General features: G+C 69.5%; 16 protein-coding genes. 7 read left to right on the top strand and 9 right to left on the bottom strand.

Translation table 11 applies throughout. The features are described 5' to 3' along the window. Positions 1-12: 12 nt before the first annotated feature. From HS104_28365 to HS104_28355, 3 genes are read right to left on the bottom strand one after another with little or no spacing between them, the layout of a single operon-like run. Positions 13-3,081 carry a hypothetical protein gene (locus HS104_28365; GenBank protein MBE7483866.1) on the bottom strand — a complete coding sequence of 1,023 codons (3,069 nt, stop codon included), beginning with the start codon at positions 3,079-3,081 and terminating at the stop codon, positions 13-15. After that, positions 3,078-7,046 (bottom strand): hypothetical protein, encoded by a 3,969-nt coding sequence (locus HS104_28360; protein MBE7483865.1) that lies wholly within the window; start codon positions 7,044-7,046, stop codon positions 3,078-3,080. Before HS104_28360 ends, HS104_28365 begins: the two co-directional genes overlap by 4 nt. Beyond that, the gene (locus HS104_28355; protein MBE7483864.1) at positions 7,043-11,023 is read right to left on the bottom strand and encodes a hypothetical protein; all 3,981 of its coding nucleotides are present in this window, start codon (positions 11,021-11,023) and stop codon (positions 7,043-7,045) included. Before HS104_28355 ends, HS104_28360 begins: the two co-directional genes overlap by 4 nt. 265 nt (positions 11,024-11,288) lie before the next feature. On the opposite strand from HS104_28355, the gene HS104_28350 reads away from it, so the two are divergent. Continuing rightward, the gene (locus HS104_28350; protein ID MBE7483863.1) at positions 11,289-12,338 is read left to right on the top strand and encodes a WYL domain-containing protein; all 1,050 of its coding nucleotides are present in this window, start codon (positions 11,289-11,291) and stop codon (positions 12,336-12,338) included. Positions 12,339-12,919: 581 nt separating this feature from the next. Here HS104_28350 and HS104_28345 read toward each other — a convergent pair. Next, the gene (locus tag HS104_28345) at positions 12,920-13,609 is read right to left on the bottom strand and encodes a lytic transglycosylase domain-containing protein (protein MBE7483862.1); all 690 of its coding nucleotides are present in this window, start codon (positions 13,607-13,609) and stop codon (positions 12,920-12,922) included. Positions 13,610-13,648: 39 nt separating this feature from the next. Here HS104_28345 and HS104_28340 point away from each other — a divergent pair, with 39 nt between their 5' ends. Then, positions 13,649-15,295, top strand: a complete 1,647-nt coding sequence (locus HS104_28340) for a hypothetical protein (GenBank protein MBE7483861.1) — start codon at positions 13,649-13,651, stop codon at positions 15,293-15,295. Here HS104_28340 and speA read toward each other — a convergent pair. From speA to HS104_28325, 3 genes are all read right to left on the bottom strand, one after another. After that, a complete protein-coding gene (speA, locus tag HS104_28335) occupies positions 15,292-17,205 on the bottom strand; it encodes a biosynthetic arginine decarboxylase (protein ID MBE7483860.1) in 1,914 nt (637 codons plus the stop codon). The two genes, HS104_28340 and speA, sit on opposite strands and share 4 nt — an antisense overlap. Positions 17,206-17,399: 194 nt before the next feature. Next, complete coding sequence (locus tag HS104_28330; GenBank protein ID MBE7483859.1) at positions 17,400-18,386, bottom strand: CPBP family intramembrane metalloprotease; 987 nt, start codon at positions 18,384-18,386, stop codon at positions 17,400-17,402. Positions 18,387-18,396: 10 nt separating this feature from the next. Continuing rightward, positions 18,397-19,836, bottom strand: coding sequence for a glutamate--tRNA ligase (locus HS104_28325; protein MBE7483858.1), 1,440 nt, complete (start codon positions 19,834-19,836; stop codon positions 18,397-18,399). Positions 19,837-19,963: 127 nt separating this feature from the next. Between HS104_28325 and HS104_28320 the strand changes: the two genes are divergently transcribed. After that, positions 19,964-20,380, top strand: a complete 417-nt coding sequence (locus HS104_28320; protein MBE7483857.1) for a hypothetical protein — start codon at positions 19,964-19,966, stop codon at positions 20,378-20,380. A gap of 9 nt (positions 20,381-20,389) precedes the next feature. Here the strand turns inward: HS104_28320 and HS104_28315 are convergent, their stop codons facing one another. Next, positions 20,390-20,896 carry a DUF2505 family protein gene (locus tag HS104_28315; protein MBE7483856.1) on the bottom strand — a complete coding sequence of 169 codons (507 nt, stop codon included), beginning with the start codon at positions 20,894-20,896 and terminating at the stop codon, positions 20,390-20,392. Positions 20,897-20,951: 55 nt separating this feature from the next. Between HS104_28315 and HS104_28310 the strand changes: the two genes are divergently transcribed. Further along, positions 20,952-21,677: a heme exporter protein CcmB gene (locus HS104_28310; protein ID MBE7483855.1), complete on the top strand. Its 726-nt coding sequence runs from the start codon at positions 20,952-20,954 to the stop codon at positions 21,675-21,677. A gap of 203 nt (positions 21,678-21,880) precedes the next feature. On the opposite strand, the gene HS104_28305 is transcribed toward HS104_28310, so the two are convergent. Continuing rightward, the gene (locus HS104_28305; GenBank protein ID MBE7483854.1) at positions 21,881-23,137 is read right to left on the bottom strand and encodes a (2Fe-2S)-binding protein; all 1,257 of its coding nucleotides are present in this window, start codon (positions 23,135-23,137) and stop codon (positions 21,881-21,883) included. A gap of 83 nt (positions 23,138-23,220) precedes the next feature. Between HS104_28305 and HS104_28300 the strand changes: the two genes are divergently transcribed. The 3 genes from HS104_28300 to HS104_28290 are packed head-to-tail and all read left to right on the top strand — an operon-like array spanning position 23,221 to position 25,222. Continuing rightward, on the top strand, positions 23,221-23,826 hold the full coding sequence (locus HS104_28300; GenBank protein MBE7483853.1) for a hypothetical protein: 606 nt from the start codon (positions 23,221-23,223) through the stop codon (positions 23,824-23,826). Next, positions 23,760-24,392, top strand: coding sequence for a nicotinate-nicotinamide nucleotide adenylyltransferase (locus tag HS104_28295; GenBank protein MBE7483852.1), 633 nt, complete (start codon positions 23,760-23,762; stop codon positions 24,390-24,392). The genes HS104_28300 and HS104_28295 overlap by 67 nt, the downstream gene beginning before the upstream one ends. After that, positions 24,389-25,222 carry a DUF2520 domain-containing protein gene (locus HS104_28290; protein MBE7483851.1) on the top strand — a complete coding sequence of 278 codons (834 nt, stop codon included), beginning with the start codon at positions 24,389-24,391 and terminating at the stop codon, positions 25,220-25,222. The genes HS104_28295 and HS104_28290 overlap by 4 nt, the downstream gene beginning before the upstream one ends. Positions 25,223-25,317: the final 95 nt, after the last annotated feature.

The following is a 25,317-nucleotide window of genomic DNA, read 5'->3' as shown; positions in this document are numbered from 1 at the left end:
ATTTTCTGGCCCCTACAAGCCTGGGTCGGCGCTGAAGCAGCAACGGTAGCCGACGTCGAACAGCTTGTACTGCGCGTTCACCGTGTAGAAGGTGAAGTTGCAGGCGGCGCCGGCCTCGGCGTCGGTGTTGAAAGCGCCGCCCATCAGCGTGAACAAGCACGTGCTGTTCGTTGCTGTCTGGCTGCAGCCGCCCGGGCTGGCCGTCGAGTTGAAGGTGATCTCGCGCAAGTTGCCGGTCACGTCGCGGATGTTGTTGTTGGCTGCGACGTTGCCCTGCAGGTTCGCCCAATCGGCCCAGCAGTTCTGGAGCGAGTTGCTGGCGGTGGGCAGGAGGCCGTCCTGGTTGCCGTTGCCGGGGTTGTTGTCGAAGTCGAAGGCGCCCAGGTTGCAGTACTTCGTGCCCGTAAACCCCGAGGTGCAGGCGGCGCCGCGGGGGTTGTAGCCGTAGGTGCAGCTGGCGGTAGCCTGGCACATGCTGGTCCACTCCGCGGTCGAGCAGAGTCTGCCGCCGCGCGCCGCACAGGTCTGGGCGGCCTCGACGGGCGTGATGTTGAACCACGGCACCACGCCGCTCACCGAGCAGGCCTGGGTCTTGTCTATGGTCGAGCCCGTGGGCGCTGCCGTCTGGTAGCCGTTGCCGGTGCCGGGGTTGATGTTGGTCGCGCCGGGGCGGCTCACCTCGTACTGGGTGATCCACAGGTTCGCCGAGACCCTGGTGGCCGCCGGCCGCACGAAGTGGGTCGGGTTGGTGCCCTTGGCGGAGAACGGCTCGTCCACGCTGCCGTCGCAGTCGTTGTCCACGTTGTCGCAGAGCTCCGGGCCGGCCGCCGCGTTGTTCTTCACGGCGTTGCACACGGTGCCGTTCTGCGTGCCGTTGCAGATGAACTGGCCCACGCCCTTGCAGGCGCCGTCGCCCGGCGGCGGCTTGCCGTCGTCGCTGGCGCAGGGCTGACCCAGGTAACCTTGGTTCAGCACCGGCTGCTTGTAGCTCTCGTCGGCCGCGCCGTTACAGTTGTTGTCCTTGCCATCGCAGATGTCGGCGGTGGCGTTGCAGTAGTTGGGCTTCGTGCCGGTGCAGTAGCCGGACGGGAACGTGCACTGCCAGGAGCCTGCGGTGCAGCTCACTTGGACTTGACCGCCCTGCGCGGTCGAGAGGCAGCCAGTGTCCGTGGCGGAAGGTGCTACGCCGCACACCTGCACCGCGGTGGGCGCGTTCGAGATGTTCTCGTCGACCTGGCAGTTGCAGTTGTCGTCCACGCCGTTGCACTGCTCGTTGGCGCTGATGAAGGTGCAAGCCTTCTCGCAGTCGTTGTTGTTGCCGTCACAGTTGATGAAGCCCGGATCGCAGCCGGTGCGCACGCACGCGCCGTTCTGGCAGGCCCAAACGCCATGGCCGCCGGGGCTGAGCTGAGTGCAGTCGTTGCCGCACGCGCCCGGCAGTGAAGGCCCGCAGTTCTTCACGTCAGTGAGCGGGTTGGGCTGATTCGTGAGCGTGCCGTCGCAGTTGGTGTCCACGCCGCAGGCGTCCGTCGTGCCCGTCGGGCCGACCGCGCCCACGCAGGACTTCACGCCGCCCACGCAGGCGAGCGCGCCCTTCTGGCAAGGCGCCGGCACGGGGAGCTGTAGGCCGGGGGGGGCGCAGTCGCCCGCGGCGTCGGTGGGCGAGCCCACGCACTGCTTGGCGGCGCCCACCTGTGCGCACCATTGGGTCGAGGTGCACTGCGCGTTCGTCGTGCATGGCGTCGGCGTCCCGCTCGGAACGGTGCCGTCGATGACGCCGTCGCAGTCGTCGTCCTGGCCGTTGCAGATCTCCGCTGCGGGGTCGATCTTCCCCACGCAAACCAGCGCGCCGTTCTGGCACTGCTCGGTGCCCTTCACGCAGTTGCCGGTGTCGCTCGGGCCGCACTTGCCGCCCTGATCGGTCGGGTTGTCGTCGTTCTGGCCGTCGCAGTCGTCGTCCTTGCCGTTGCAGGTCTCGAGCTTGTCGCCCGGCTTGGTGACCTGGGGTCCGTTCGGGGAGTCGCACACGCCGTTGCGGAGGCCAGTGACCGGGAGCGCTGGGTTGGTCCCATTGATGTTGTTCGAGTCCTGGTCGCAGCACTCGATCTTGCCGCCGATGCACTTGTTCAGGCCCTGGTTCGCGGCGTCGGCGCAGATGCCCTGGGTGCCGCCGAAGCAGGCGTCACCGACGTCCTGGTCGGCGGTGGTGAGGTCCGGGTCGGCGTTGTCGATCAGGCCGTCGCAGTCGTTGTCCTGGCCGTCGCACACCTCGGCCGTGGTCGGGAAGATCGGACACTTGTACTCGCAGCCGTCGCTCGCGCTCTTGTTCGCGTCGGCGTAGCCGCCGGTGCACTGATCGATCTGACAGCCCGTGTTCGCCTCGGTGCAGGGCGTGCCGCTCGCGGCGGAGGTGACGCACTTCGCCGTCGCGTTCGGCAGCGTGCAGGTCTTGCCGCACTTGCCGCAGTTGTCGATGTCCTTGCAGACGTCGACGTCTTCGTCGATGGTGCCGTCGCAGTCGTCGTCCTTGCCGCAACCGAAGGCGCCACCCGGATCGGTGGTGTTGGTCCCGTTCGGGTTCCAGGGGCACTGGTAGTCGCAGTCGGTGCCAGGCTTGGTCTTGTCGTCGTAGAAATCGACCTCGCAGGTGAACTTGCAGGTCCCGGGCGTCGTGCCGTCCAGCGTCCCGGGCGGCTCGCAGGTCTGGTTCTCGCTATGGGGGATCTGCGTGCAGTTCAGGTCGCAGGTGCCGCAGTGCAGGGGCGAGGTCCAGTCCAGACCGTCGTCGATCTTGCCGTTGCAGTCGTCGTCTATGCCGTTGCACATCTCGTCGCCGGTCTTCACGCAAGTGTCGCCTGCGTCCGGAAAGACGATGCCGCCGCCGCTGCCACCGATGCTGCCGTCGATGTCGATGCCGCCGGTGGCGCCGCCGCCGTCGGTCGCGCCGGTGCCACCGCTGGCCGCGGAGCCGCCGGTGCCGCAGTCATCGAAACAGAAGCCCTCGGTGGTGCAGCCAGTCACTCCCCACAGACCGACTGCAGCACTCGAGACGAAGGCTGCCCAGAGCCCGAAGCGTTTCATGACCAATCTCCCTTGTTCTCCGATTCGCCCGCGCAACGAGCATCGTTCAAAGTGGCAGCCCGCCCGTGCCGCCGCCGCCTGGTGAAGGTGAGCGCGCCCAGCGCGAAGAGCAGCAGCGCTGCGGGCGTGAGCCGCTCGCGCTCGCCCACGCTGCTGCACGCGCAGCCTCCGCCGCCGGTGGCGAGGCCCCAGACGCCCTTGGGGGGTTCGCCGGAGCCGGCGCTGCCCGCCGTGCCTGCGGTTCCGCCGCTACCGGCGCCGCCGTCCTTGGCGCCGCTGCCGCCAGCTCCACCACCGCCGGTGCCGCTCGTGCCTCCGGTGCCGCCGGTGCCGGTCTCGGGCTTCCAGACGCATTCACCGTTCTGGCACCACTCGGCGTCGCTCGGGCACTTCACCCCGGTGCAGGGGTCGTTGCCGCAAGCGCCGGTGGCCGGATCGCAGTACGAGCCGTTCGAGCAGGCCAGGCCGCCCTCGGTCTGGCACTTGTCCGGTGCGCAGGAGAACGACGCATCGCCCGCGGGCGCGCAGACCTGGCCGGTCGGGCAGTCCTGACCGCAACCGGTCGCCTTGCACTCGCCCTCGACGCACTTCTCGCCGGCCTGGCAGGTGACGGAGGCGCAGCTCTTCACGCAGCGCGGCTCGGTGAAGGTCTCGTTCGGCTTGCAGACCTCACCGGCCTGACAGGTGTTCGGGTCGCAGGGGTCGTCGACGCAGGCGCTGTTGCTGCAGATCTCGCCCGCCTTGCAGCCGAAGAAGTTGCAGTTGTTCTGCGGCTGGCAGGTGCCGACGGCGGGGCCGGTCGGAGCGCAGGCTTGGCCGCTCGGGCACTGGACGCCGAAGCACGGGCTCTGGCAGCCGAGGTCGCCCTTGCACTTGCACTCCGGCAGACCGGCGCCGCTACCGCCGGGGCCGCAGACCACCTCGCCGGTGGTCGGGTCCTTGACCGTCTTCTTCGAGCAGTCGCCGCAGGGGTCGTTCACGCAGAACTTCCCGGTCTCGGTGGTGCCGCTCTTGGTGACCGTCTCGCACACCGCGCCTCCAGGGCAGATCTCGCCCTTGCACGGCGCGGCGCACTGGCAGACGCCGGCCGCGAGCGCGACGCAGGACTTGCCCGGGCTGCAGATGGGGAGCTCGCCGGCGTCCGTGTCCGGCGCGTCCTCGTCGATGTTGCCGTCGCAGTCGTTGTCCAGGCAGTCGCACTTCTCGGGCTGCGGTCCGATGCCGTTGGCGCACGCGAACTTGCCGTTGTCGCAGATCAGCTGGCCCTTCTGGCACTCGCCCTCGTCGGTGCCGCAGGCGTCGCCGATCTTCTGGTTCGGGTTGCTCGGGTTCGCGGTGCCGTCGATGCCGTCCGGCGCCGGGCCGGGCTCGTCGGTCTGGCCGTCGCAGTCGTTGTCGATGCCGTCGCAGATCTCGGGGCTCGGGCCGACGCCACCGACGCAGACGGTCTGGCCGCTGCCCTGGGTGTCGCACTGGCTGACGCCGGGCTTGCACTGGCCCTTGGTGCGGTCACCGGGGTAGAGGGTGGTGTCGTAGGTGGGGGCGCAGGGCCCGCCGAGGCCCAAGCCGTCGTCGACGGTGCCGTTGCAGTCGTCGTCGATGGCGTTGCAGACCTCCGGGGTGGGCTTGACGCCACCCTGGCACTCGATGGTGCCGTTGACGCAGGCGGTGAGACCGGGCTGGCAGGGCGGGGTGGTGTTGCCGCAGGTCTGGCCGACGCCGGAGACGTTGTCGTCCTTGGTGCCGTCGCAGTCGTTGTCCACGCCGTCGCAGACCTCGGGGCTCGGGGTCTTGCCGCCCTGGCACTTCCAGCCCTGGTTGCCGTTGCAGACCAGGCTGCCGGCCTGACACGGGGTGGTCAGGGTGCCGGTCCCGGTGCAGGTGCCGCCGGCGGGCGGGCACCACTGGACGTTGGAGTGGCTGCACACGGGGTTGCAGCCGGTGGCGGGCAGGTTCCAGCAGCCGGGCTGCGCGGGCTGGTCGGTCAGCGGCGCGTCGTCCACCTGGCCGTCGCAGTCGTCGTCGATGCCGTTGCAGCTCTCGGGCTGCGGCGGGGTGCCGCCCTGACAGACCAGCACGCCACCCACGCAGGCGGTGGTGCCCTTGGTGCAGATGCCGCCCTGGACGCCGCAGGCCTGGCCGACGCCCGGCACGCCGTCGTCCACCACGCCGTCGCAGTCGTTGTCGATTCCGTCGCAGATCTCGGCGCTGGGGCCGATCCAGCCGGAGCAGGTGCCGTTGCAGGGCAGCTGGCCCTTGACGCACTGGCTCGGGGGGAAGGTGTCCTTGTAGACCAGGCCCGGCTGGCCGGGGATGGTGCAGGTCGTCGGTGCGATGCCCTCGTCCACGGTGCCGTTGCAGTTGTTGTCGAGCCCGTCGCAGATCTCGGTAGCGGGCGAGTTGTTGCAGGTGCCGAAGCCCTTGGGCACGCCGGCGCCGACGCAGCCGCCGATGGGAACGGCCTGGCCCGTGCTCACGCAGCTCTGCGTGCCGGTGCAGTTGCCGGGCGGGCTGAAGCCGCAGGGGATGGCCGCGACCCCGTCGTCTGCCACGCCGTCGCAGTCGTTGTCACAACCGTCGCAGATCTCGGGGCTGGGCTGGCAGTTGTTCGGGCAAGCGCTGAACGGGATGCCGCTGCCCGCGGCGTTGTCGATCACGCCGTCGCAGTTGTCGTCCTCGTTGTTGCAGACCTCCGCCGTGGGGCAGTGGGGCGGGTTGCCGCACTTGAGCACGCCCTCGTCGGTCTGCCCGTTGCAGTTGTCGTCAGCGTTGTTGCACTGCTCGGTCGGGTTGTAGCAGAGCCAGTCCAGCGGTTGCGTGGACTGGAGCTGCGTGGTGCAGGGCAGCTTGGTCAGATCGCCCTGCGGGTTCGCGGGCGTGATCGACGCGGTGTACTGCGAGAGGCAGGTGGCTCGCGCCAGGGTGCAGCAATCCGTGCGCTGGTTGCAGTAGTGCGAATAGCCCTCGTCGGTGCAGCCGTTGCAGTTGTCGTCCGCGTTGTTGCAGACCTCCGGCTTGATTGCACCGCCGATGATCGTGGCGAGCGCCTGGCTGAGCTGGACCTCGTCGCTGGCGGTGTAGGCAGCGGTGGTGCCACCGGCCGCCGCGATCTGATCGGCGGCGGCGCCGACGTTGCCGAAGTCGATGACGAAGGTCCTGACCTTCCAGTTGATGCCATCCTTGGTGAAGCCGGCGAACAGGTCCGCCGCGGCGTCGACCGCGTCCGCCGTGACGTCGCAGGTCTCGCCGCCGTCCGTGACGAGGATGACGTTCACGCTGCGACAGGCGCGCTCCCCGCTGGCCGCGCTCGTCAGCGGCGAGGTGTAGGTCACGGCGCCCCCCGGCCTGGTCCAGCTGCTCGAGTAGTAGCGATACATGTCGCGCAGGATGCCGTTGAGCGGCGTGCAACCATCCGCGAACAGCTCCTGGCTCCCGGTGCAGTTGTTGTCCACGTAGCCCAAGATCTGCGTCGCGTTGGTCGGCTGGCTGTCGGCCGCGAGGGGAACCAGGATGTTGGCGCCGGCGCGCGACGAGGAGTTCGTGGCGCCCGGAGTCGGCTCCGGGCCGCAGCCGTTCCCGCAGTTGCCTCCCGAGTTCCCGGGCAGGTTCGCGTAGGTGCAGCCGGAGAAGCAGGTCGCTCCGCAGTTGCTCATCACGCGCGCGAACGAGGCCAGGCCGAAGCGCGCCTCGCCCGCGAAGGCCTGCATGGTGTTCTTCACCGCGCAGCGCCCGTGTCCCAGCCGGTTGTTCGGGTAGCCGCAGGAGTTGTTCGTCGCGACCGAGCTCGTCATCGACCCCGAGGTGTCGAAGGCGATCATGAAGTAGGGACGGGAGGGCGCTGGCCAGAGCGCCGGGTTCGGGCTCAGGCACAGCGGATCCTCTGCCTGTGCTGCCGCGGGTGCGGCGACTGCGATGCTGGCCAGGCCGGCCAGCACCGGCGCCGTGAGCTTCAGGAGCTTGTTCACTGATTGCCTACTTTGCTTTGTCGTCGCCGAAGCCCCGCAGCGCCGATCGCCGCCGCGAACATCAGCAGGGCCAGCGCCGTTTGGCGCGGGCTCGATCCAGTAGCCCTACACGCGCAGCCGCCGCCGCCGGTGGCGAGGCCCCAGACGCCCTTGGGGGGTTCGCCGGAGCCGGCGCTGCCCGCCGTGCCTGCGGTTCCGCCGCTGGCCGCGCCGCCGTCCTTGGCGCCGCTGCCGCCAGCTCCACCACCGCCGGTGCCGCTCGTGCCTCCGGTGCCGCCGGTGCCGGTCTCGGGCTTCCAGACGCATTCACCGTTCTGGCACCACTCGGCGTCGCTCGGGCACTTCACCCCGGTGCAGGGGTCGTTGCCGCAAGCGCCGGTGGCCGGATCGCAGTACGAGCCGTTCGAGCAGGCCAGGCCGCCCTCGGTCTGGCACTTGTCCGGTGCGCAGGAGAACGACGCATCGCCCGCGGGCGCACAGACCTGGCCGGTCGGGCAGTCCTGACCGCAACCGGTCGCCTTGCACTCGCCCTCGACGCACTTCTCGCCGGCCTGGCAGGTGACGGAGGCGCAGCTCTTCACGCAGCGCGGCTCGGTGAAGGTCTCGTTCGGCTTGCAGACCTCACCGGCCTGACAGGTGTTCGGGTCGCAGGGGTCGTCGACGCAGGCGCTGTTGCTGCAGATCTCGCCCGCCTTGCAGCCGAAGAAGTTGCAGTTGTTCTGCGGCTGGCAGGTGCCGACGGCGGGGCCGGTCGGAGCGCAGGCTTGGCCGCTCGGGCACTGGACGCCGAAGCACGGGCTCTGGCAGCCGAGGTCGCCCTTGCACTTGCACTCCGGCAGACCGGCGCCGCTACCGCCGGGGCCGCAGACCACCTCGCCGGTGGTCGGGTCCTTGACCGTCTTCTTCGAGCAGTCGCCGCAGGGGTCGTTCACGCAGAACTTCCCGGTCTCGGTGGTGCCGCTCTTGGTGACCGTCTCGCACACCGCGCCTCCAGGGCAGATCTCGCCCTTGCACGGCGCGGCGCACTGGCAGACGCCGGCCGCGAGCGCGACGCAGGACTTGCCCGGGCTGCAGATGGGGAGCTCGCCGGCGTCCGTGTCCGGCGCGTCCTCGTCGATGTTGCCGTCGCAGTCGTTGTCCAGGCAGTCGCACTTCTCGGGCTGCGGTCCGATGCCGTTGGCGCACGCGAACTTGCCGTTGTCGCAGATCAGCTGGCCCTTCTGGCACTCGCCCTCGTCGGTGCCGCAGGCGTCGCCGATCTTCTGGTTCGGGTTGCTCGGGTTCGCGGTGCCGTCGATGCCGTCCGGCGCCGGGCCGGGCTCGTCGGTCTGGCCGTCGCAGTCGTTGTCGATGCCGTCGCAGATCTCGGGGCTCGGGCCGACGCCACCGACGCAGACGGTCTGGCCGCTGCCCTGGGTGTCGCACTGGCTGACGCCGGGCTTGCACTGGCCCTTGGTGCGGTCACCGGGGTAGAGGGTGGTGTCGTAGGTGGGGGCGCAGGGCCCGCCGAGGCCCAAGCCGTCGTCGACGGTGCCGTTGCAGTCGTCGTCGATGGCGTTGCAGACCTCCGGGGTGGGCTTGACGCCACCCTGGCACTCGATGGTGCCGTTGACGCAGGCGGTGAGACCGGGCTGGCAGGGCGGGGTGGTGTTGCCGCAGGTCTGGCCGACGCCGGAGACGTTGTCGTCCTTGGTGCCGTCGCAGTCGTTGTCCACGCCGTCGCAGACCTCGGGGCTCGGGGTCTTGCCGCCCTGGCACTTCCAGCCCTGGTTGCCGTTGCAGACCAGGCTGCCGGCCTGACACGGGGTGGTCAGGGTGCCGGTCCCGGTGCAGGTGCCGCCGGCGGGCGGGCACCACTGGACGTTGGAGTGGCTGCACACGGGGTTGCAGCCGGTGGCGGGCAGGTTCCAGCAGCCGGGCTGCGCGGGCTGGTCGGTCAGCGGCGCGTCGTCCACCTGGCCGTCGCAGTCGTCGTCGATGCCGTTGCAGCTCTCGGGCTGCGGCGGGGTGCCGCCCTGACAGACCAGCACGCCACCCACGCAGGCGGTGGTGCCCTTGGTGCAGATGCCGCCCTGGACGCCGCAGGCCTGGCCGACGCCCGGCACGCCGTCGTCCACCACGCCGTCGCAGTCGTTGTCGATTCCGTCGCAGATCTCGGCGCTGGGGCCGATCCAGCCGGAGCAGGTGCCGTTGCAGGGCAGCTGGCCCTTGACGCACTGGCTCGGGGGGAAGGTGTCCTTGTAGACCAGGCCCGGCTGGCCGGGGATGGTGCAGGTCGTCGGTGCGATGCCCTCGTCCACGGTGCCGTTGCAGTTGTTGTCGATGCCGTCGCAGATCTCCGTCTGCGGGTTGTTCACGCAGGTGCCGAAGCCCTTGGGCACGCCGGCGCCGACGCAGCCGCCGATGGGGACGGCCTGGCCCGTGCTCTGGCAGCTCTGCGTGCCGGTGCAGTTGCCGGGCGGGCTGAAGCCGCAAGGGATGGCCGCGACCCCGTCGTCCGCGACGCCGTCGCAGTCGTTGTCACAGCCGTCGCAGATCTCGGGGCTGGGCTGGCAGTTGTTCGGGCAAGCGCTGAACGGCACGCCGCTGCCCGCGGCGTTGTCGATCACGCCGTCGCAGTTGTCGTCCTCGTTGTTGCAGACCTCCGCCGTGGGGCAGTGGGGCGGGTTGCCGCACTTGAGCACGCCCTCGTCGGTCTGCCCGTTGCAGTTGTCGTCAGCGTTGTTGCACTGCTCGGTCGGGTTGTAGCAGAGCCAGTTCAGCGGCTGGCTCGACTGCGCCGAGGTCACGCAGGGCAGCTTGGTCAGATCGCCCTGGGGGTTCGAGGGCGTGATCGAGGCGGTGTACTGCGAGAGGCAGGTGGCTCGTGGCTGCGTGCAGCAGTCCGTGCGCTGGTTGCAGTAGTGCGCGTACCCCTCGTCCGTGCAGCCGTTGCAGTTGTCGTCCGCGTTGTTGCAGACCTCCGGCTTGATCGCGCCGGAGATGATCGTGGCGAAAGCTTGCGAGAGCGTCACCTCGTTGTTGGCTGGGAGCGCGTTGACGGCGCTGGCGCACGCGCCCGTGGTCGTCCCGCACTGCCCCATCTTGTGGACGTTGTTGAGCAGCGTCTGATCCGCCGGCGCGTCCACGTTGAAGGCGATCACGTGGGTGTAGATGCGCCGGAAGAGCCCGTCCTTCGTGAAGCCGTTGTAGAGCTGCTGCGCTGCGGTCACTGGGTCGCCGCTGCAAGTTTCGCCGCCGTCCGTCATGAGAATGACGTTGAGGGACCGGCACGCGCGATCCGCAGCGGTCAGTGGGGATGGGAACCCGGGCAGTCCGCTCTGGAAGTACGTGCGTGCGTTCTGGAGCGACGCGCCGATGGGAGTCGCGTCGTAGGCGAAGAGCTCCTTCTGGTCGCCGCAGTTGTGGTCCATGTACTGCAGCATGCTCGCGACGTTGTTGGGCAGCGGTGGGTCCTGGTCCTGCACCATGCCCACGAGCATGTTGGCGCCGCCGCAGGCGCTGCCGCCGAAGGAGCAACCGTTGTAGGCGTAGCGATACCAGCTGGAGCCCGTCCAGAACTCGCCCCAGTTGCAGGCTGCGGGGCAACCCGAGATCGTGCGCGAGAAGCTGGCCAAGCCGAAATTGGCCTCTCCGGCGAACGCCTGGATGGTGTTGCGCAGCGCGCACTTCGCGTCATTGACGCGAAGCGGCTGCCATCCGCACGAGTTGTTCACGCCGCCGCCGACGTCTGCGCAGGTCTGCGGCCAGGCGGTCGCCGGGTTCGTGCAAGCCGCCATGCTGCCCGACGTGTCCACGACGACCAGGAAGTACGGCCGCTGCGGCTTCGGCCACACGGAAGGATCCGGGCTCAGGCACTTCGCGTCCTCCTGCGCAGCGGCCGGTTTGGGCGCGGCTGCCAGCGCCGCCCAGCCAGCGAGAGCCAGCCCAGAAGCCCGGGTCAAAAGCCGCACGAGACGCTCGTTCTGATTGGCCATGAGCACGCCCTCGAAAGTCCGCCGTTTTGGTGTGATGGCTCCGGGAATGGAGCCGCTTGCCGCGCCCGCCGAGCGCATGCCGCAAGGATTCTGAACCATCGTGAAAGCTACACGGTTGGGGTCCTGGCCTCAAGGCTTGCGCTGCCCGTTTTCGCCCACTTCGACCTACAGGCCCCAGGGCCGGTGTCCCACGGATCCCAGTCCGAGCCAGGCCCCTCGTGACGCCCGAGCCCAGGGACGCTAATCGTGCGCGCTCGGAGACCCCGTGGCCAAGCCGCTCGGACGCCCCAAAGGCCGCTTCACCCAGCACCGGCGCCTGGACGTCGTGCGCGATCTCCTGGCGCGCCACCCCCGCGGCCTGACGCTCTACGAGCTCGCGGACGCCATCGACGTGAGCGCACGGACCATGCGCCGCTACCTGAAGGAAATGGGGCGCGAGTACGACCTCGAGAGTCACGAGGTGAAGGGCGGCGGCGCGCTGCTCTGGCGCATCCGACAGAGCGAAATCCCGCGCAAGGTGGAGCTCCGGCGCACGCAGGCCTACGCGCTCCTGGCGGCGCGCCGGCTGTTCGAGCCGATGCGCGGCTCGGCGCTGTTCGAAGAGATCGATCTGGCCATCAACAAGCTGCTGACCTTCGCCCAGCGTCCCGGACGCGGGCCGAACGCGGGCCTGGCTGACGCTCGGCTCGAGGACCGCTTCTTGTACCTGCCCTTCGCGCCCAAGAACTACGCCGAGAAGACCGAGGAGCTCGACGACCTGTTTCAGGCCGTCTCCGATCTCCGACCGCTCTCACTGGCGTACCGAAGCGTGGCAAAGCGCAACGAAGAGCGCATCACCATCCATCCGTACGCGCTGGTGCTCCACCGCGACGCCATCTACTGCGTGGGCCTGCACGTCGACAAGGACGAGATCCGTACCTTCGTCCTCGATCGCATGCGGGACACGGAGTGCGCGACCTCCGAGCGTTTCGTGCTCCCCGACGGCTTCAAGATCGACGACTACTTCCAGGGCGAGCTCGGCATCTGGCGCAGCGAGACCCGCCACAAAGTGGTGATCGACTTCGACGCGCAGGGCGCGGAGTACCTGCGCACCCGCAAGGTCCACGCCTCGCAGAAGCTCCAGGCCATCGCCAGTGGCGGCGTCCGGCTGAGCATGACGGTCGGGAACCTGAACCCGGTGGTCAGCTGGGTGCTCGAGTGGGGGCCGCGCGCGAAGGTCGTCGAGCCTCCCGAGCTCGTCGAGCGCGTGCGCGCCGAGCTGGAGCAGGCGCTCGGGCAGTACGGCGCGCGCGCGAAGAAGCGGGCGCGTTCCTGACCGAGCGGGCGCACTCGACGCGCGCGGCTGAGCCGACGCGCGGGTTCGAAACGCCGGGATTTGGACCCGGGGACGGGGACGGGGACGGGACCAGGAGCAGGAAGCAGGTCCAGGAGCTGGTGCGGGAGCAGGTCCAGGAGCTGGTGCGGGAGCAGGTCCAGCACCAGGTCCAGCAGCAAGTCCAGCAGCTGGTGCGGAGCTCGCGAGGCCGCAGGCCGAGCCCGGAATCACATCAGGGTCTTGGCAAAATCAGATCACGATCGGCCAAAGAGAGGAGAGTGAGAAAAACCGGCCGGAACCCGCGCCGGCTGTTCCGACTGCACGGAAGTGACGCCAGACGTTCTGGGGGATCAGCGGACGCGAGAAATCTCAGGCCGGGCGCCGGCTGTTCCGCCGGTGGGAAGAGTCGCGAGGCGTGTGGGCAGTCCGCGGAGCGAGATCACACAGTCGAGCCTCCCGAGCTGGTCGAACGCGTGCGCGCGGAGCTGGATCAGGCGCTCGGGCAGTACGGCCCGCGCGCGAAGAAGCGGGCGCGCGGCTGACGGAGCGGGCGGACCCGACACGCGACTGAGCCCCCGCGCTCACTTCCCCTGCGCGCGATAGTGCCGGTAGTACGAGAGCACCTTGCCCACGTAGGCCTGGGTCTCTTCGTAGGGCGGGATGCCGCCATTCCTGATCACGGCGTTCTCGCCGGCGTTGTAAGCCGCGATGGTCAGCTCGAGATCGCCGTTGAACAGGTTTGCCAGGACGCGCAGGTAGCGCGTGCCGCCGAAGATGTTCTGACGCGGGTCGAAGTGGTCGCTGACCAGCATGCGTTCGGCGGTCTCCGGGATCAGCTGCATCAGCCCCCGGGCGTTGGCGCGTGAGACGGCGCGTGGGTCGAAGTCGCTCTCCACCTTGATCACGGCGCGCACCAGCTCCTCGGGGATCTGGTAGAGCGTCGCCGCCTGCCGGATGTACACGTCGTAGCGCGAGAAACGCTCCGGCGAGGTGTCGCTGGGCATGAAGACCGGGATCTTGGGCTTGTCCTTGGCGTAGAGCTCGCTCGACTTGCCGACCGGCTTGTTGGTGAAGGAGACGACCCCGCTCTCATCGACGGTCTTGTAGATGTCGGCGCGGCCGACCCCGCTCAGCGAGAGCAGACCGGCGCCCGCGACGGTCGAAAGGAGGCGAAGGTGGCGGGAGGCGACGGGCACGGTGGTAAGGGATCGTAGCGAGAACGCCGGTTGGAGGTCCAAGAATTCCCGCTTCGATAAGCGGTCCTGCCGCAACCGGGCGGCGCCGAGTAGAGTAGCGCTCCCGCACCTGCCATGCCCGAACGAGACTCGAACAGCGACCGCCGGCGCCGCCGGCGCCGCGGCCCCCCGCCGAAGCCCCCCGCCTCCGCGGTGGCGGTCATCGCGGCGGCCAAGCCCGCGGTCGACGTGGACAAACCCGCCGACGAGCCGCTCAGCGAGGCCGAGGCCGCGGAGATGCGCGTGCACCTGCGCTTCCTGAAGGAGCACCGCAAGCTCCTGGCGCTCAAGGTCAACGCGGCGGAGGACCTGCTCCTGAACGGCGCGCGGGAGCCCACGCACCGCGGCGTGTGCCAGCACCTGCTCGACAAGGTCGAGAAGAGCCGGGTCGAGCTCGCCGTGCCGCGCCTCGACGTGGGCAGCCGCACGCGGCTGCTCGAGGGCATCATCCGCTTCTCGCCCGACATCGCCTACCTCCTGCTCTACCTGGAGAGCCTGAAGGACGCTTCTCGCCCGGATGCGGTGCCCGCGCTGGCGGCTGCACTCCGGCGCATCGACTTCGAAAGGGTCAGCGCCGCGCAGATGCGCCGCGTGCTCGATCTGATCGTCGAGCTCACCAGCGAGCGCGACCGGCCGCAGCTCCTGTTCAGCTTGCTCTCGAGCTCGACCTTCCAGCAGGCCTTCGACGCCTCGGCGGAGCGCCTGCCGGAGGCCCTGGCGAGCATCGTCGTGCCGCTGCGCGCCGCCCACGCGGTGATCGTGCGCGGCGCGCCCAATCCGTTCGACGCCGACGCGCTCCGGCGGGGCGCCGGCATGCTGCTCTCCGCCCACGAGAGCGTGCTTCGGGCGCAGACGCCGGCGGTGCGACGGCGCCTGTTCGAGGCGGGCATCGAGCTGTCGGCCGAGGCCTCGCAGAAGTCAGCGGCGGGCCTGCGCTTTCTCCTGGAGGGCTTCAAGGGGGAACGCGCCTACGGCGACGCGGCGCTCGGGCTCGCCCGCTGGCTCCTGTCGCAAGGGATGGAGCGGGAGGCCAAGGCCTTCTTCGTCCAGCTCGCGAAGGACGGCGTCGAGGTGCCGCGCCACTGGCTCGCGGCGCTGGACGGCGCGCGCTTCGGCGGCATCGGGCTGACGGAGCGGCTGCCGGCCCGGGACCCCGCGCGCCCGCCGCGGGAGCTCTTCGCCAGCGGCCTGCACTTCGCGAGGCAGCTCTCGGTGTGGGTGCGCGTGGGAACGGGGGCGGACGTGGAGCGCTACGCGCGCGCGGTCGAGCTCGCGAAGAGCATCGCGCTGCCCGGTGTCGCGCCGGTCGTGGCCCACGGGCAGAGCGACCGGGGCGAGCCTTACCTCGCGGTCGAGCGCCACGGTCGCGCGGCCAACGAGGTCATCCTGGGCAAGGGCGGCCTGCGGAAGAGCACCGCGCTCGCCATCGCGGGCGAGGCGGTGGCGATCCTGGGGGCGCTGGGCCTGGCGGGTGTGAAGCTCCCGGACGCGCGCTTCCGGCGCTTCGCGCTCGACGAGGGCGGCCGGCTCTGGCTGCGCGATCTGATGGACGCCGAGCGGGCCGAGGGTGCCGGACGGGCGAACGCCGCGCTGGCGAGGGAGCTCTGTCTCGAGGTGCTCGGGCGCGCGGAGCGCCTGGTGGTGCCGAGCGAGATCGACGCGCGCCTGCGTGACGCCGAAGACACGGTCGCGATCGCGCGGGCGCTGGAAGCTTTGAGCTAGCTCTCGCTGTCGGTCAGGTAGGTGTAGCTCCGGAGCGCCTGCTCGTAGTGCTGCATCAGCGTGCGCATCTGCTCGTTGGTGAGCCGGCCGCTCTGCACGGCGCGTTCGGCCTGCTTGCGCACCGCCTCGACCATCACCTCCGGCTGGTACTCCACGTAGCGCAGGACGTCTGCGATGCTCTCGCCCTTGACCACGTGGCGCACCTCGTAGCCCTCGTCGGTCAGGCGCACGTGCACGGCGTTCGTGTCGCCGAACAGGTTGTGCAAGTCGCCGAGGATCTCCTGGTACGCGCCGTTCAGGAACATGGCCATGAAGTAGGGCTCGTCGGGCCGATAGTCGTGGACCTCGAGCACCTGCTTGTCCTCCTCGACGTCGATGAAGCGATCGATCATGCCGTCGCTGTCGCAGGTCAGATCCGCCAGGCGCGCGGTGACCTGGGGCTGCTCGTCCAGGCGGTGGATGGGCATGATGGGGAAGAGCTGGTCGATGGCCCAGATGTCCGGTGCCGACTGGAACACGCTGAAGTTGCAGTAGTAGATGCTGCTCATCGTGCGCTCGAGATCCCAGAGCTCCTCCGGCACGAACTTGAGCCGCTTGACGCGGGCCTGGATCTTCTCGCAGCAGTTCCAGAACAGGCGCTCGGCCTGCGCGCGCTCCCGCAGGCTGAGGTAGCCGTACTTGAACAGGTTCTGCGCCTCTTCCTTGGCCTGCGTGGCGTCGTGCCACGACTCCTGCACGTTCTTGGCGCTGATGCCCTTGTAGGTCTCGTACAGGTCCTTGACCAGGCGGTGAGCCTCGGGCTTCGGCTCGACGGGATCGCCGAAGCGCACCTCGTTCACGCCCACGACCTCGAACACCAGGACGGAGTGGTGCGCCGCCACGGCGCGCCCGCTCTCGCTGACCAGGGTCGGGCAGGGCACGTTGGACTTGTTGCAGGCCGCTTGCACGTGGGCGACCACGTCCGCCGCGTACTCCTCCAGCGTGTAGTTCTTGGAGGCGTGGAAGTCCGTCTTCGAGCCGTCGTAGTCGATGGCCAAGCCGCCGCCGACGTCGAGGAAGCCCATCTTGCAGCCCATCTTCGCCAGCTCGGTGTAGATGTTCGCCGCCTCCTGGATGGCGTTCTTGATGGGGATGATGCTCGAGATCTGACTGCCGATGTGGAAGTGCAGGAGCTGCAGGCAGTCGAGCATGTCCTTGGCCGCGAGGCGGTCCACCAGCTCGACGATCTCGGTCATGGTCAGGCCGAACTTCGCGCGATCTCCCGCGGAGTTCGCCCAGCGTCCGACGCCCTTGGCGCTCAGCTTGCTGCGCACGCCGAGCACCGGGCGGATGCCGAGCTTCTCCGCGGCGCGAAACACGTGGTCGAGCTCTTCGATGCGCTCGAGGACCACGATCACGGTCTTGTCGAACTTCTGCGCGACCAGCGCCGTCTCGATGTAGTGCAGGTCCTTGTAGCCGTTGCAGATGATCAGCCCGCCGACGTCCTGCATGGCGGCCAGGGCGATCAGGAGCTCCGGCTTGCTGCCGGCCTCCAGGCCGAACTGCCAGCGCCGGCCGTATTCGACCACGTCCTCGATCAGGTGGCGTTGCTGGTTCACCTTGACCGGGAACACGCCGCGGTAGATGCCCTGGTACTCGTACTCGAGGATGGCGCGCTCGAACGCCTCGTTGATGCGCTTGATGCGGTGCTCGACGATGTCGCTGAAGCGGATCAAGAGCGGCAGGTCGAGGCCCCGCGCCTCGAGGTGCTGCACCAGCTCGTACATGTTGATGCTGCGGTCGCGGCTCGGGTCCGGCGTGACCTGCACGTGCCCCTGCTCGGTGACGGTGAAGTAGGGGATCCCCCAGCCTTGGATCTGGTAGAGCTGCGCGCTCTTCTGCGGGCTCCACGCCTCGCCGTTCTCGACCATCTCGTTCAACTTGGCCTCCTCGGGCGCGTCGATACACTGCTAGCGAATCGAGCCGTGGCTCGAGCCCCCACGGGGACGGGGCGACGTCGGTCCGGGGAGCAGGCGAAGCAAACGTCGGAACGGGGCGCTTCGCAAGGGAAAGATGAGCCGCGCTCCCGCCGCTCGCGCTCGTCCCGAGACTGCCCGAGTCCAGCCTAGCCCGGCGCCCAGAGCGTCGTCGGGAGCGCGCCGCGCTTCCACAGGGCGAGCAGGTCCATCAGGAAGGCCACGGTGATGTGAACCAGGAAGCCGGAGTAGATGCTCTTGGTGCGCATCGCCAGGCTGCCGAGCACGACGCCCGCCACGATGGCGCCGTGCGCCTCCAGGTAGGGCTTGCCGTAGTGGATCATGCAGTACGGCACGGCCATGGCGAAGATGGCGCCGGCCCCCATGCTCTTCCGGAGCGCACCCACGATCCAGCCGCGGAAGAAGGCCTCCAGCGCCAGAAATTGCAGGAAGTACATGGCCTCCCAGGTCAGGAAGTCGAACCAGCTGCGCGAGCTCTGCTTGTAGAACGGGTAGTAGCCGCCGAAGTCGGGCTGCGAGGCGACCAGCAGCATGGCGGGCAGGACGAAGCCCAGGCAGGCGGCGTAGATCCAGAGGTGCTTGAAGAAGCCCCGCACGTGGAAGCCCATGTCGAGCAGGCTGTCCTTGGGGAACAGCAGCTTCCAGAGCGGCAGCGGGATGATGACGTAGCCGAGCACGCGGCTCCCGACCCACCAGGCGTAGCCGTAGAGCTCGTCGTATTTGCCGAGCTTGACGAAGCGCCAGCCTCCTCGCTCGAGCTCGGCCAGAAGGGGCCGGAGCATCTGGTCGTAGATCTGACGGCCCCCGTAGTACTCCTGGAGCGTGAGCACGACGGCGGTGATCAAGAGGCACGCCGCCGGGCGGAGGTCGTGCCGGCCCTCGCGTACCAGCTCCGACCGGTACTCGGCGGCTTCCCGGTCCAGCTCGCGCCAGGTCTCGCGGAAGAACCGCCAGATCAGCGGCGCGATCAGGCACAGGATCGGCAGCGGCAGGAGCGCCTTGATGGGGGGATAGCCGAGGATCGCGTCCCACCACGACAGGAAGCGAAGGTGCGTCAGCGGGAGGGCGAACCCTTCCGGCATCTCCGGTCCCAGCTTGGCGAGCCCGTCGAGCATGCGCGGCGGCCTAGGCGCCTCCGCCGGCGAGCTGGGCCGCGGCCTCGAGCCGCGCCACCGTGCGCTCCCGCCCGAGCACGACCATCACCTCGAACAGACCCGGGCTGGCGCTCCTGCCCGTGAGGGCCACGCGCGCCGGCTGCGCCACGTTCTTCATCTGGAGCTGCTCCCGCTCGGTCCAGGCCCGAACCGCCTCCTCGAGCGCCCCGACCTCGAAGCTCGGGATGCCGCGGCAGAGCTCGGCGAGGCCGACCAGGTACGGGACCGCCGCCGGCACCAGGAGCTTCGTCCGCGCCGCGGGATCGAGCTCCGGCGGGTCACGGAAGTAGTAGTCCAGCGCCTGCGCGGCCTCGACCAGAGTCCGAGCGCGCTCGCGAATCGTGGGGATCGCCGCCTCGAGGGTGGTCGCCGGGACGTCCGTCAGGCCTCGGGCGGCGAGGAACGGGCGCACGCCCTCGGCGTAGTCGGTGAGCGACGTCAGCTCCGGCCGCTTGAGCTGCTCGAAGGCCACGTCCGCGAACTTCTTCTCGTCGAACTTGCCGTCGCTCTTGTTGACGCGCTCCCAGTCGAACAGTCCGACCAGCTCCTCGCGGCTGAAGATCTCCTGGTCGCCGTAGGACCAGCCGAAGCGCACCAGGTAGTTCAACACGCCCATCGGCGTGAAGCCGCGGTCGCGGTAGTCCTGCACCCCGACCGAGGCGTGCCGCTTGCTGAGCTTGTCGCCCTTGGGTGAGAGCATCATCGGCAGGTGGGCGAACTCGGGCACGTCCCAACCGAAGGCCCGATACAGCAGGACTTGCTGCGGGGTGTTGCCGATGTGGTCGCGGCCGCGGGCCACCAGCGTGATGCCCATGGCGTGGTCGTCCACCACCGCGCCCAGGTTGTAGAGCGGGAAGCCATCCGTGCGCACGATGACGAAGTCCTGCTGGACCTCGTTGGGCGTGCGGATCTCGCCGAACACCTTGTCCACGAAGTCGGTGGAGCCGTGCTCGGGGGACTTGAAGCGCACCACGTGCGGGAGTGCCGGCTCGTCCTTGCGCTCCCGGCAAGTGCGCGGGTAGACGAACTGCGCCTTGGGGTCCCGCTCCTTGAGCGCGGCGCGCTGGGCATCCAGCTCTTCCTTGGTGCAGTAGCAGCGGTAGGCCTTGCCGGCCCGGATCAGCTGCTCCACCGCGTCCCGGTACAGCTGCTTGCGCTCGCTCTGGAAGTAGGGCCCGTGGGGGCCGCCCACCTCCGGTCCCTCCTGCCAGTCGAGGCCGAGCCAGGTCAGGGCGTCCAAGATGGCCCGGACGCTGTCGAGGCTGCTCCGGTCCTGATCGGTGTCCTCGATGCGTACGATGAACGTCCCGCCCTGGCGCTTGGCCCAGAGCCAGTTGAACAGGGCGGTGCGCGCTCCCCCGATGTGGAGGTAGCCGCTCGGGGAGGGGGCGAAGCGCACGCGCGGTGCCATGGGTCCGCCGCGTTAGCACGGTTTTCGGGCGGTAGGGGAGGGGCCGGGCCTGGGGCATTGCCTGGCCCGGTCCGCGCTGCTAGAAGGCGCGCCCTCACGGCCGAAGCGCGGCCGTTCGGAGACGACCATGAAGAAGACTCCCCTGAGCCTGGCCAACGAGCGATTCACGAGCAAGGAAAAGCTCGTCGAGGCGGTCCAAAAGCTCGCAACCCAAGACCTGTGGCTCGACCGCGTCAACGAGGTGAAGGGGCTCGCCCGGGTCTCGAACGCCAAGCTGATCCGGCTGCACGAGATCCTGACCAGCGTGAAGAAGGACTTCGGCTCCCGCGCCAAGCTCATCGACGCGATCTTGACGCTCGAGAAGCGCGGCAAAGACGCGGGCTACAAGGCGCGGCTCGAGGCCTACCCGTTGCCCCGCCTCGTCGATCTGCACGGCGCCGCGTCGCGCCGCGCCAAGCGCGCCGAGGCCAAGGCCAAGGCCGCGCCGGCCCCCAAGAAGAAGCCGGCGGCCAAGAAGGCCAAGAGCGCGGCCGCTCAGGCGTGAGCTAGGTCTTCACAGACCTTTTTCCGCGATCCACTTGTTGCTGAAGTCGGCGCCCTTCTTGTAGCTCTCTTCCATGTCGGCGATGACTCGTTTCTCGAGCATGCCGCCGACACCGAAGATCTTCGCCACCACGCTGCAGTCGAAGACGCGGACGCACTTTTCGCCCTGCGGCTTGGTGTAGAGCGTGCCCTTGATCGTCACCTTGTCCGCCAGCTTGTTCGGCGTGATGACGATGGCGTAGCGCCGGGTCTTCTTGTCGAAGGTCCCGTCCTCGCGGTAGCCGAGGCCCTCGCCGATGACGGCCTTGAGCGGCCCGGGCATCGGGCCGAGCTTGGGGACCACGTTGATGCTGCGGCGGATCTCCTTGTCGTCCTCGTCCTGCTTCAGCTTCTCGTAGACGGGGAACGCCAGGGCGTCCTTGAACAGGCTCTGGTTGTAGGCATCGTCGAAGAACAGCTTGTTCCAGAAGGTGTCTTCGCTGCAGTCGTAAACGTGCTCGATTCGGACGTCGGCCATGGGCGGCATCCTAATTCACACGGTCCTCGGCTTGCGAGGCTAGAATCCGCGCCCCATGACTGCAGCCGCCGCCCCAGCTCGACCGGTCGCTCCGCCCCGCCCGCCCGGGTTCTTCTCCCAGGCGCTGGTGATCCTGCGCAAGGACTTGTTGATCGAGCTGCAGAGCGGCGAGGTGGTGACGACCAGCGCTTTCTTCGCGCTCCTGGTGGTGATCATCGCCTCGTTCTCGTTCTACGGGGGACCCGCGACCAAGCGCTTGGTGGCCGCGGGCACGCTCTGGCTTTCCATCGCCTTCGCCGCCGTGCTCGCCCTCGGCCGCGCCTGGCAGCGCGAGCGTGAAGAGGGTGCGCTGGCAGGGCTCCTGGTGGCGCCGGTGTCCCGCGCCGCCATCTTCGCCGGCAAGGCCATGGGGTTGATCGCCTTTCTGGGCGTGGTCGAGCTGGTCGTGATCCCGCTCACCGCGCTCTTGTTCTCCATCGACCTCCTGGAGGTCGGACCGGCCCTCTTGGTGATCTGCCTGCTCTCCACGCCCGGGCTGGCGGCGACCGGCACGCTGTTCGGATCGATGACGGTTCGCACCCGCGCGCGGGATCTGCTGCTGGCGATCGTGCTCTTGCCGCTGCTCTCCCCAACGCTGCTGGCGTCGGTGGCCGCGACCCGCGAGCTCTTGGGCGGCGCCCCGCTCTCGGAGCTCGGCGACTATCTGAAGCTGATGGCCGTGTTCGACGTCATCTTCCTCAGCGGTGGCCTGGCCCTCTTCGGCACGCTGATCGAAGGCTGAGGTCAACTCGACTCTCGCAGTCTTGGCAAGAGCAGATCGCGATCCGCCGCTGACACCGAGACCCACGAGAACACCGGCGAGGCCGGCGCACTCCCCCGTCAGGTGGGAATTTCGCTTGGCGTTTCCCGAGTGCATCTCGACAACAACGTCGACGAGGGCAGGGCGCGGCGGAAAACGCAGGGCGCGAAAGAGCGAAACCGTCACTAGACCAGCCTCGCCACCCGAGCGCCGGCCGCGGCCCCCGCCGCTGCCGAGTCCACCGCGCCGAGCACGCTCCCGGCGGCGAACAGGCACGGTCCGAGCTGGCCGTGCTCGTCGGCGCGCAGGCGATAGCCCGCGAGCGCGTCGAAATCGACCTCCGCGCCGGCCTGCACCGCCAGCTCCAGCGTCGGCGAGCCGGCGCCGCCCACCAGGATCGCGTCCACCTTATCGCGCCTCTCCCCGCCCTCGCCCGAGAGCACGATGCCCGTGACCTTCGAGCGCCCCGCCGCGCGCACCACTTGATCGCGAGCGACCGCGAGCACCTCGACTCGGCCGCGGGTGGCCTCGACGAAGGCGTCCGCGGCCGGACCGCCGTCGATCAACGCGACGCGCTCGCCGAGCGTGATGCCCCCCCGCCACAGCGAGAGCGCGGCGCGCGCAGAGTAGACCCCGGGCAGATCGTTCTCGCCGAAAGCCAGCACCGGCTCGTGCCGACCGCTCGCGACGATCACCGCTCGCGCCGTGAACAGCGTCGCGCCCTCGGGACCCAACGTCAGGGCCGAGAGCCGGCCGTCGCTGCGTTCGGGCTCCCGGAACAACGCGATCGCCGTGGTCCCTCCCAGGAGCGAGGCCCCGCGCGCCGTCGCCCGCGACACCAGCTGGGTGACCCGGCCCGGCGCCAGCGCGCGGCACGCACCCCCCAAGCTCGTTCCATCGTCCACCAGCACCGCGCCCGAACCCAGCTCGCCGAGCGCGGCGAGCCCCGCCGCGCCGCCACCGATCACCAACACGTCGAGCTGACGGAGCTTCGCCGAGGAAGGCGTCTCCAGCTCGTCCGGGAGCTTGCCGAGCCCGGCGACGCGTCGCGCGAAGCTCTGCACCACACCGGAGACTCCACGGATCCCGGCGAACAGCCGGTGGTGATCGATACCCTTGGGAAACAGGAAGTCGGCCGCCCGGAGCGCGTCCACCCCGCGCGTCCCGAGCACGTTCTGCGTCTCGACCCGTTCGCCACCGCGCACCGGACGCATGCAGGTCATCACGTTGGGCACGCCGTCGACGCGCGCCAAGCAGCCGTCGCAGCCCCCGCGCAGGCAATACGGTCCTCGGGGCCGGTGCAGCTTCGGGCTGCGCGCCAGCGGCAGGCGGTCGGCCGCGATCAGGGCGTGGGCCAGCGGCTCGCCCCGCTCGGCCACCACCCGGTCGCCGTCGTGGCTGATCTCCACTGGATTTTCCGGGGATTTCTGCCGCGCCGGCATCGGGGCGGAGCCTAGCTCGGATCCCTGGGCGCGTGGAATCCATTCTCCCTCGGGGCTTCGTCTTGAACTACCTTCGAGGGTGCATGCGACTCGGCCTGATCGGCCCCGCCAACGACGCCGACGAGCTCCTGGAGCGAGCAGTTCGTTTTCTCTCCCGGGAGCACTCCGTACACCGCGCCGTGTACCTGGGCTTGGACTCGGCGCTGGAGCGGGTCGTGGGCGCGCTGGCGTCGCGTGCGGTGGGCGACGATCCGAACGTGAGCGCCGTGTGGCAGCGGGCCGCGCTCCGCTGCAGCCAGGCGAGCCCACCGGAGCTGGATCAGTTCCTGGAGGCGGAGCGAGAGCGGCTCTCGCTGATGGTGTTCGGTGCGCTTCCCGGAGCGGATACCCGCCTGGTCGAGCTCCTGAACGGCAAGGTCGCGGTGATGATTCACGACAAGGGGCTGCTCGACGAAGACGACATCGCGTCGGCGACGTACCTGGTGTTCGGCAAGAGCCAGGAGCCCATGGTGAAGCCGATCGGCAGTCGCTGGTTCCTGTCACCGGGGCCGCTCGACGCATTTGGCATCATGCTCCTGGAGGACGGACCAGGCGGAGTGGAGCTCTCGCTGTTCGACAACGAGTGCCGGCTGGCCCGCCGACAGCGGTTGGTGTCGCAGGCGAGCGCTCGGCTGAAGGTCCAAGCGTGAGCCGAGCCACGCGGGTCGCCGTGTTCGGCGGCAGCTTCAACCCGCCGCACGTCGCGCACGTGCTCGCGGTGAGCTACGTGCTCGCGTGCTTCGAGGTCGAGCGGGTGCTGGTGGTGCCGGTGTTCGAGCACGCTTTCGACAAGGATCTCGCGCCTTTCGCCCAGCGCTTCGAGCTCGCCCGCATCGCCTTCGGCTGGCTCCCGGGCGTGGAGGTGAGCAGCGTGGAGGAACGCCTGCCTACGCCGAGCTTCACCCTCCAGACGCTCACGCACCTGGCCGCGGCGCACCCGCACTGGGCGCTCCGCTTCGTGATCGGCTCGGACGTGTTGCACGAACGCGACAAGTGGCGCGCGTTCGATCGCATCGAGGCGCTCGCTCCGCCCATCGTGCTCGGCCGAGCTGGCTTCCCCCATCCATCCGCGCCGCCAGCGCTCTTGCCGGAGGTGTCGTCCACGCGCGTGCGCGAGCTCCTGCGTTCGGCCGACCCCGGCGCCGAGCGCGAGCTCGCGGCGTTGCTCCCGCGGCGGGTGCTCGACTGGGTCCGCACGCACGGGCTGTATCGATGAACGTCGTGGTCATCGGCCGCGGCAAGGTGGCCCGCGCGATTCAGGCGAGGCTCGGCAAGAGCTCGCATCGAGTGAAGGTCCTGGCGTCGCGCGGCCGCCTGCCGAAGATCGGCGACGACGTCGAGTTGATCGTGCTGGCGGTTCGCGACGACGCAATCGCGGACTTGGCGCGCCGGCTCGCGGCGACTCGAGCGCGCCCGCTCGGCGCCGCGGTCATCCACGTGGCTGGCGCCCTCGGCCCGGAGGTGCTCGGCGCGCTCTCCGGTCGCTGCGCCGGCATCGGCCGGGCGCATCCCCTGGCGAGCTTCGCCTCCAGGCAGCGCTTCCCGGACCTCCGCGGGGCGCTCTGGCTGATGGACGGCGAGCGCGTGGCCGTCGCGCGCGCGCGCCAGCTCGGCCTCGCGCTCGGTTGCCTGCCGCGCCGCTGGCCCGGGGTGACGCCGGCCGCCTACCACGCCGCCGCCGCACTGACCGCGAACGGCGCCGCCACTTTGGCCGCGGCGTCGGCGCGGGTGCTCGTGGGCGCAGGTGCGCCCCCGCGGGAGGTGGCGAGAGCCGTGGGCGTGCTGCTGCGCAGCGTGGCCGAGAACGTGGGTCGCGTGGGTCTGCCGGAGGCGCTGACCGGGCCGGTTCGGCGCGGCGATGCCCGGACGGTCTCCCGCCACCTGCATGCGCTCGCTCCCTGGGGACAGGAAATAACCGAGCTATATCGAGTATGTGCGTTGGCTCAACTGCCGCTGGCAGCAGCGCTGGGCGAAGCCAGCGCGGCCGACCTCGCCCGGGTCCGACGCGTCCTGGGTCCGAAGCGACCGCGCCGGCGGCGAGTCTGATCGGGGCGGAATCTGCTGAGCCGGAAACCGCCGGCGATTTCAGCAGAAAACAAGCGGGAAGCGCGTTGCCGGAGGGGGCATTCGCAGCTACGGTT

Source organism: Polyangiaceae bacterium (assembly GCA_015075635.1).
Lineage (GTDB): Bacteria > Myxococcota_A > Polyangia > Polyangiales > Polyangiaceae > JADJKB01.
This window is presented reverse-complemented; position numbering and strand designations above follow the sequence as displayed.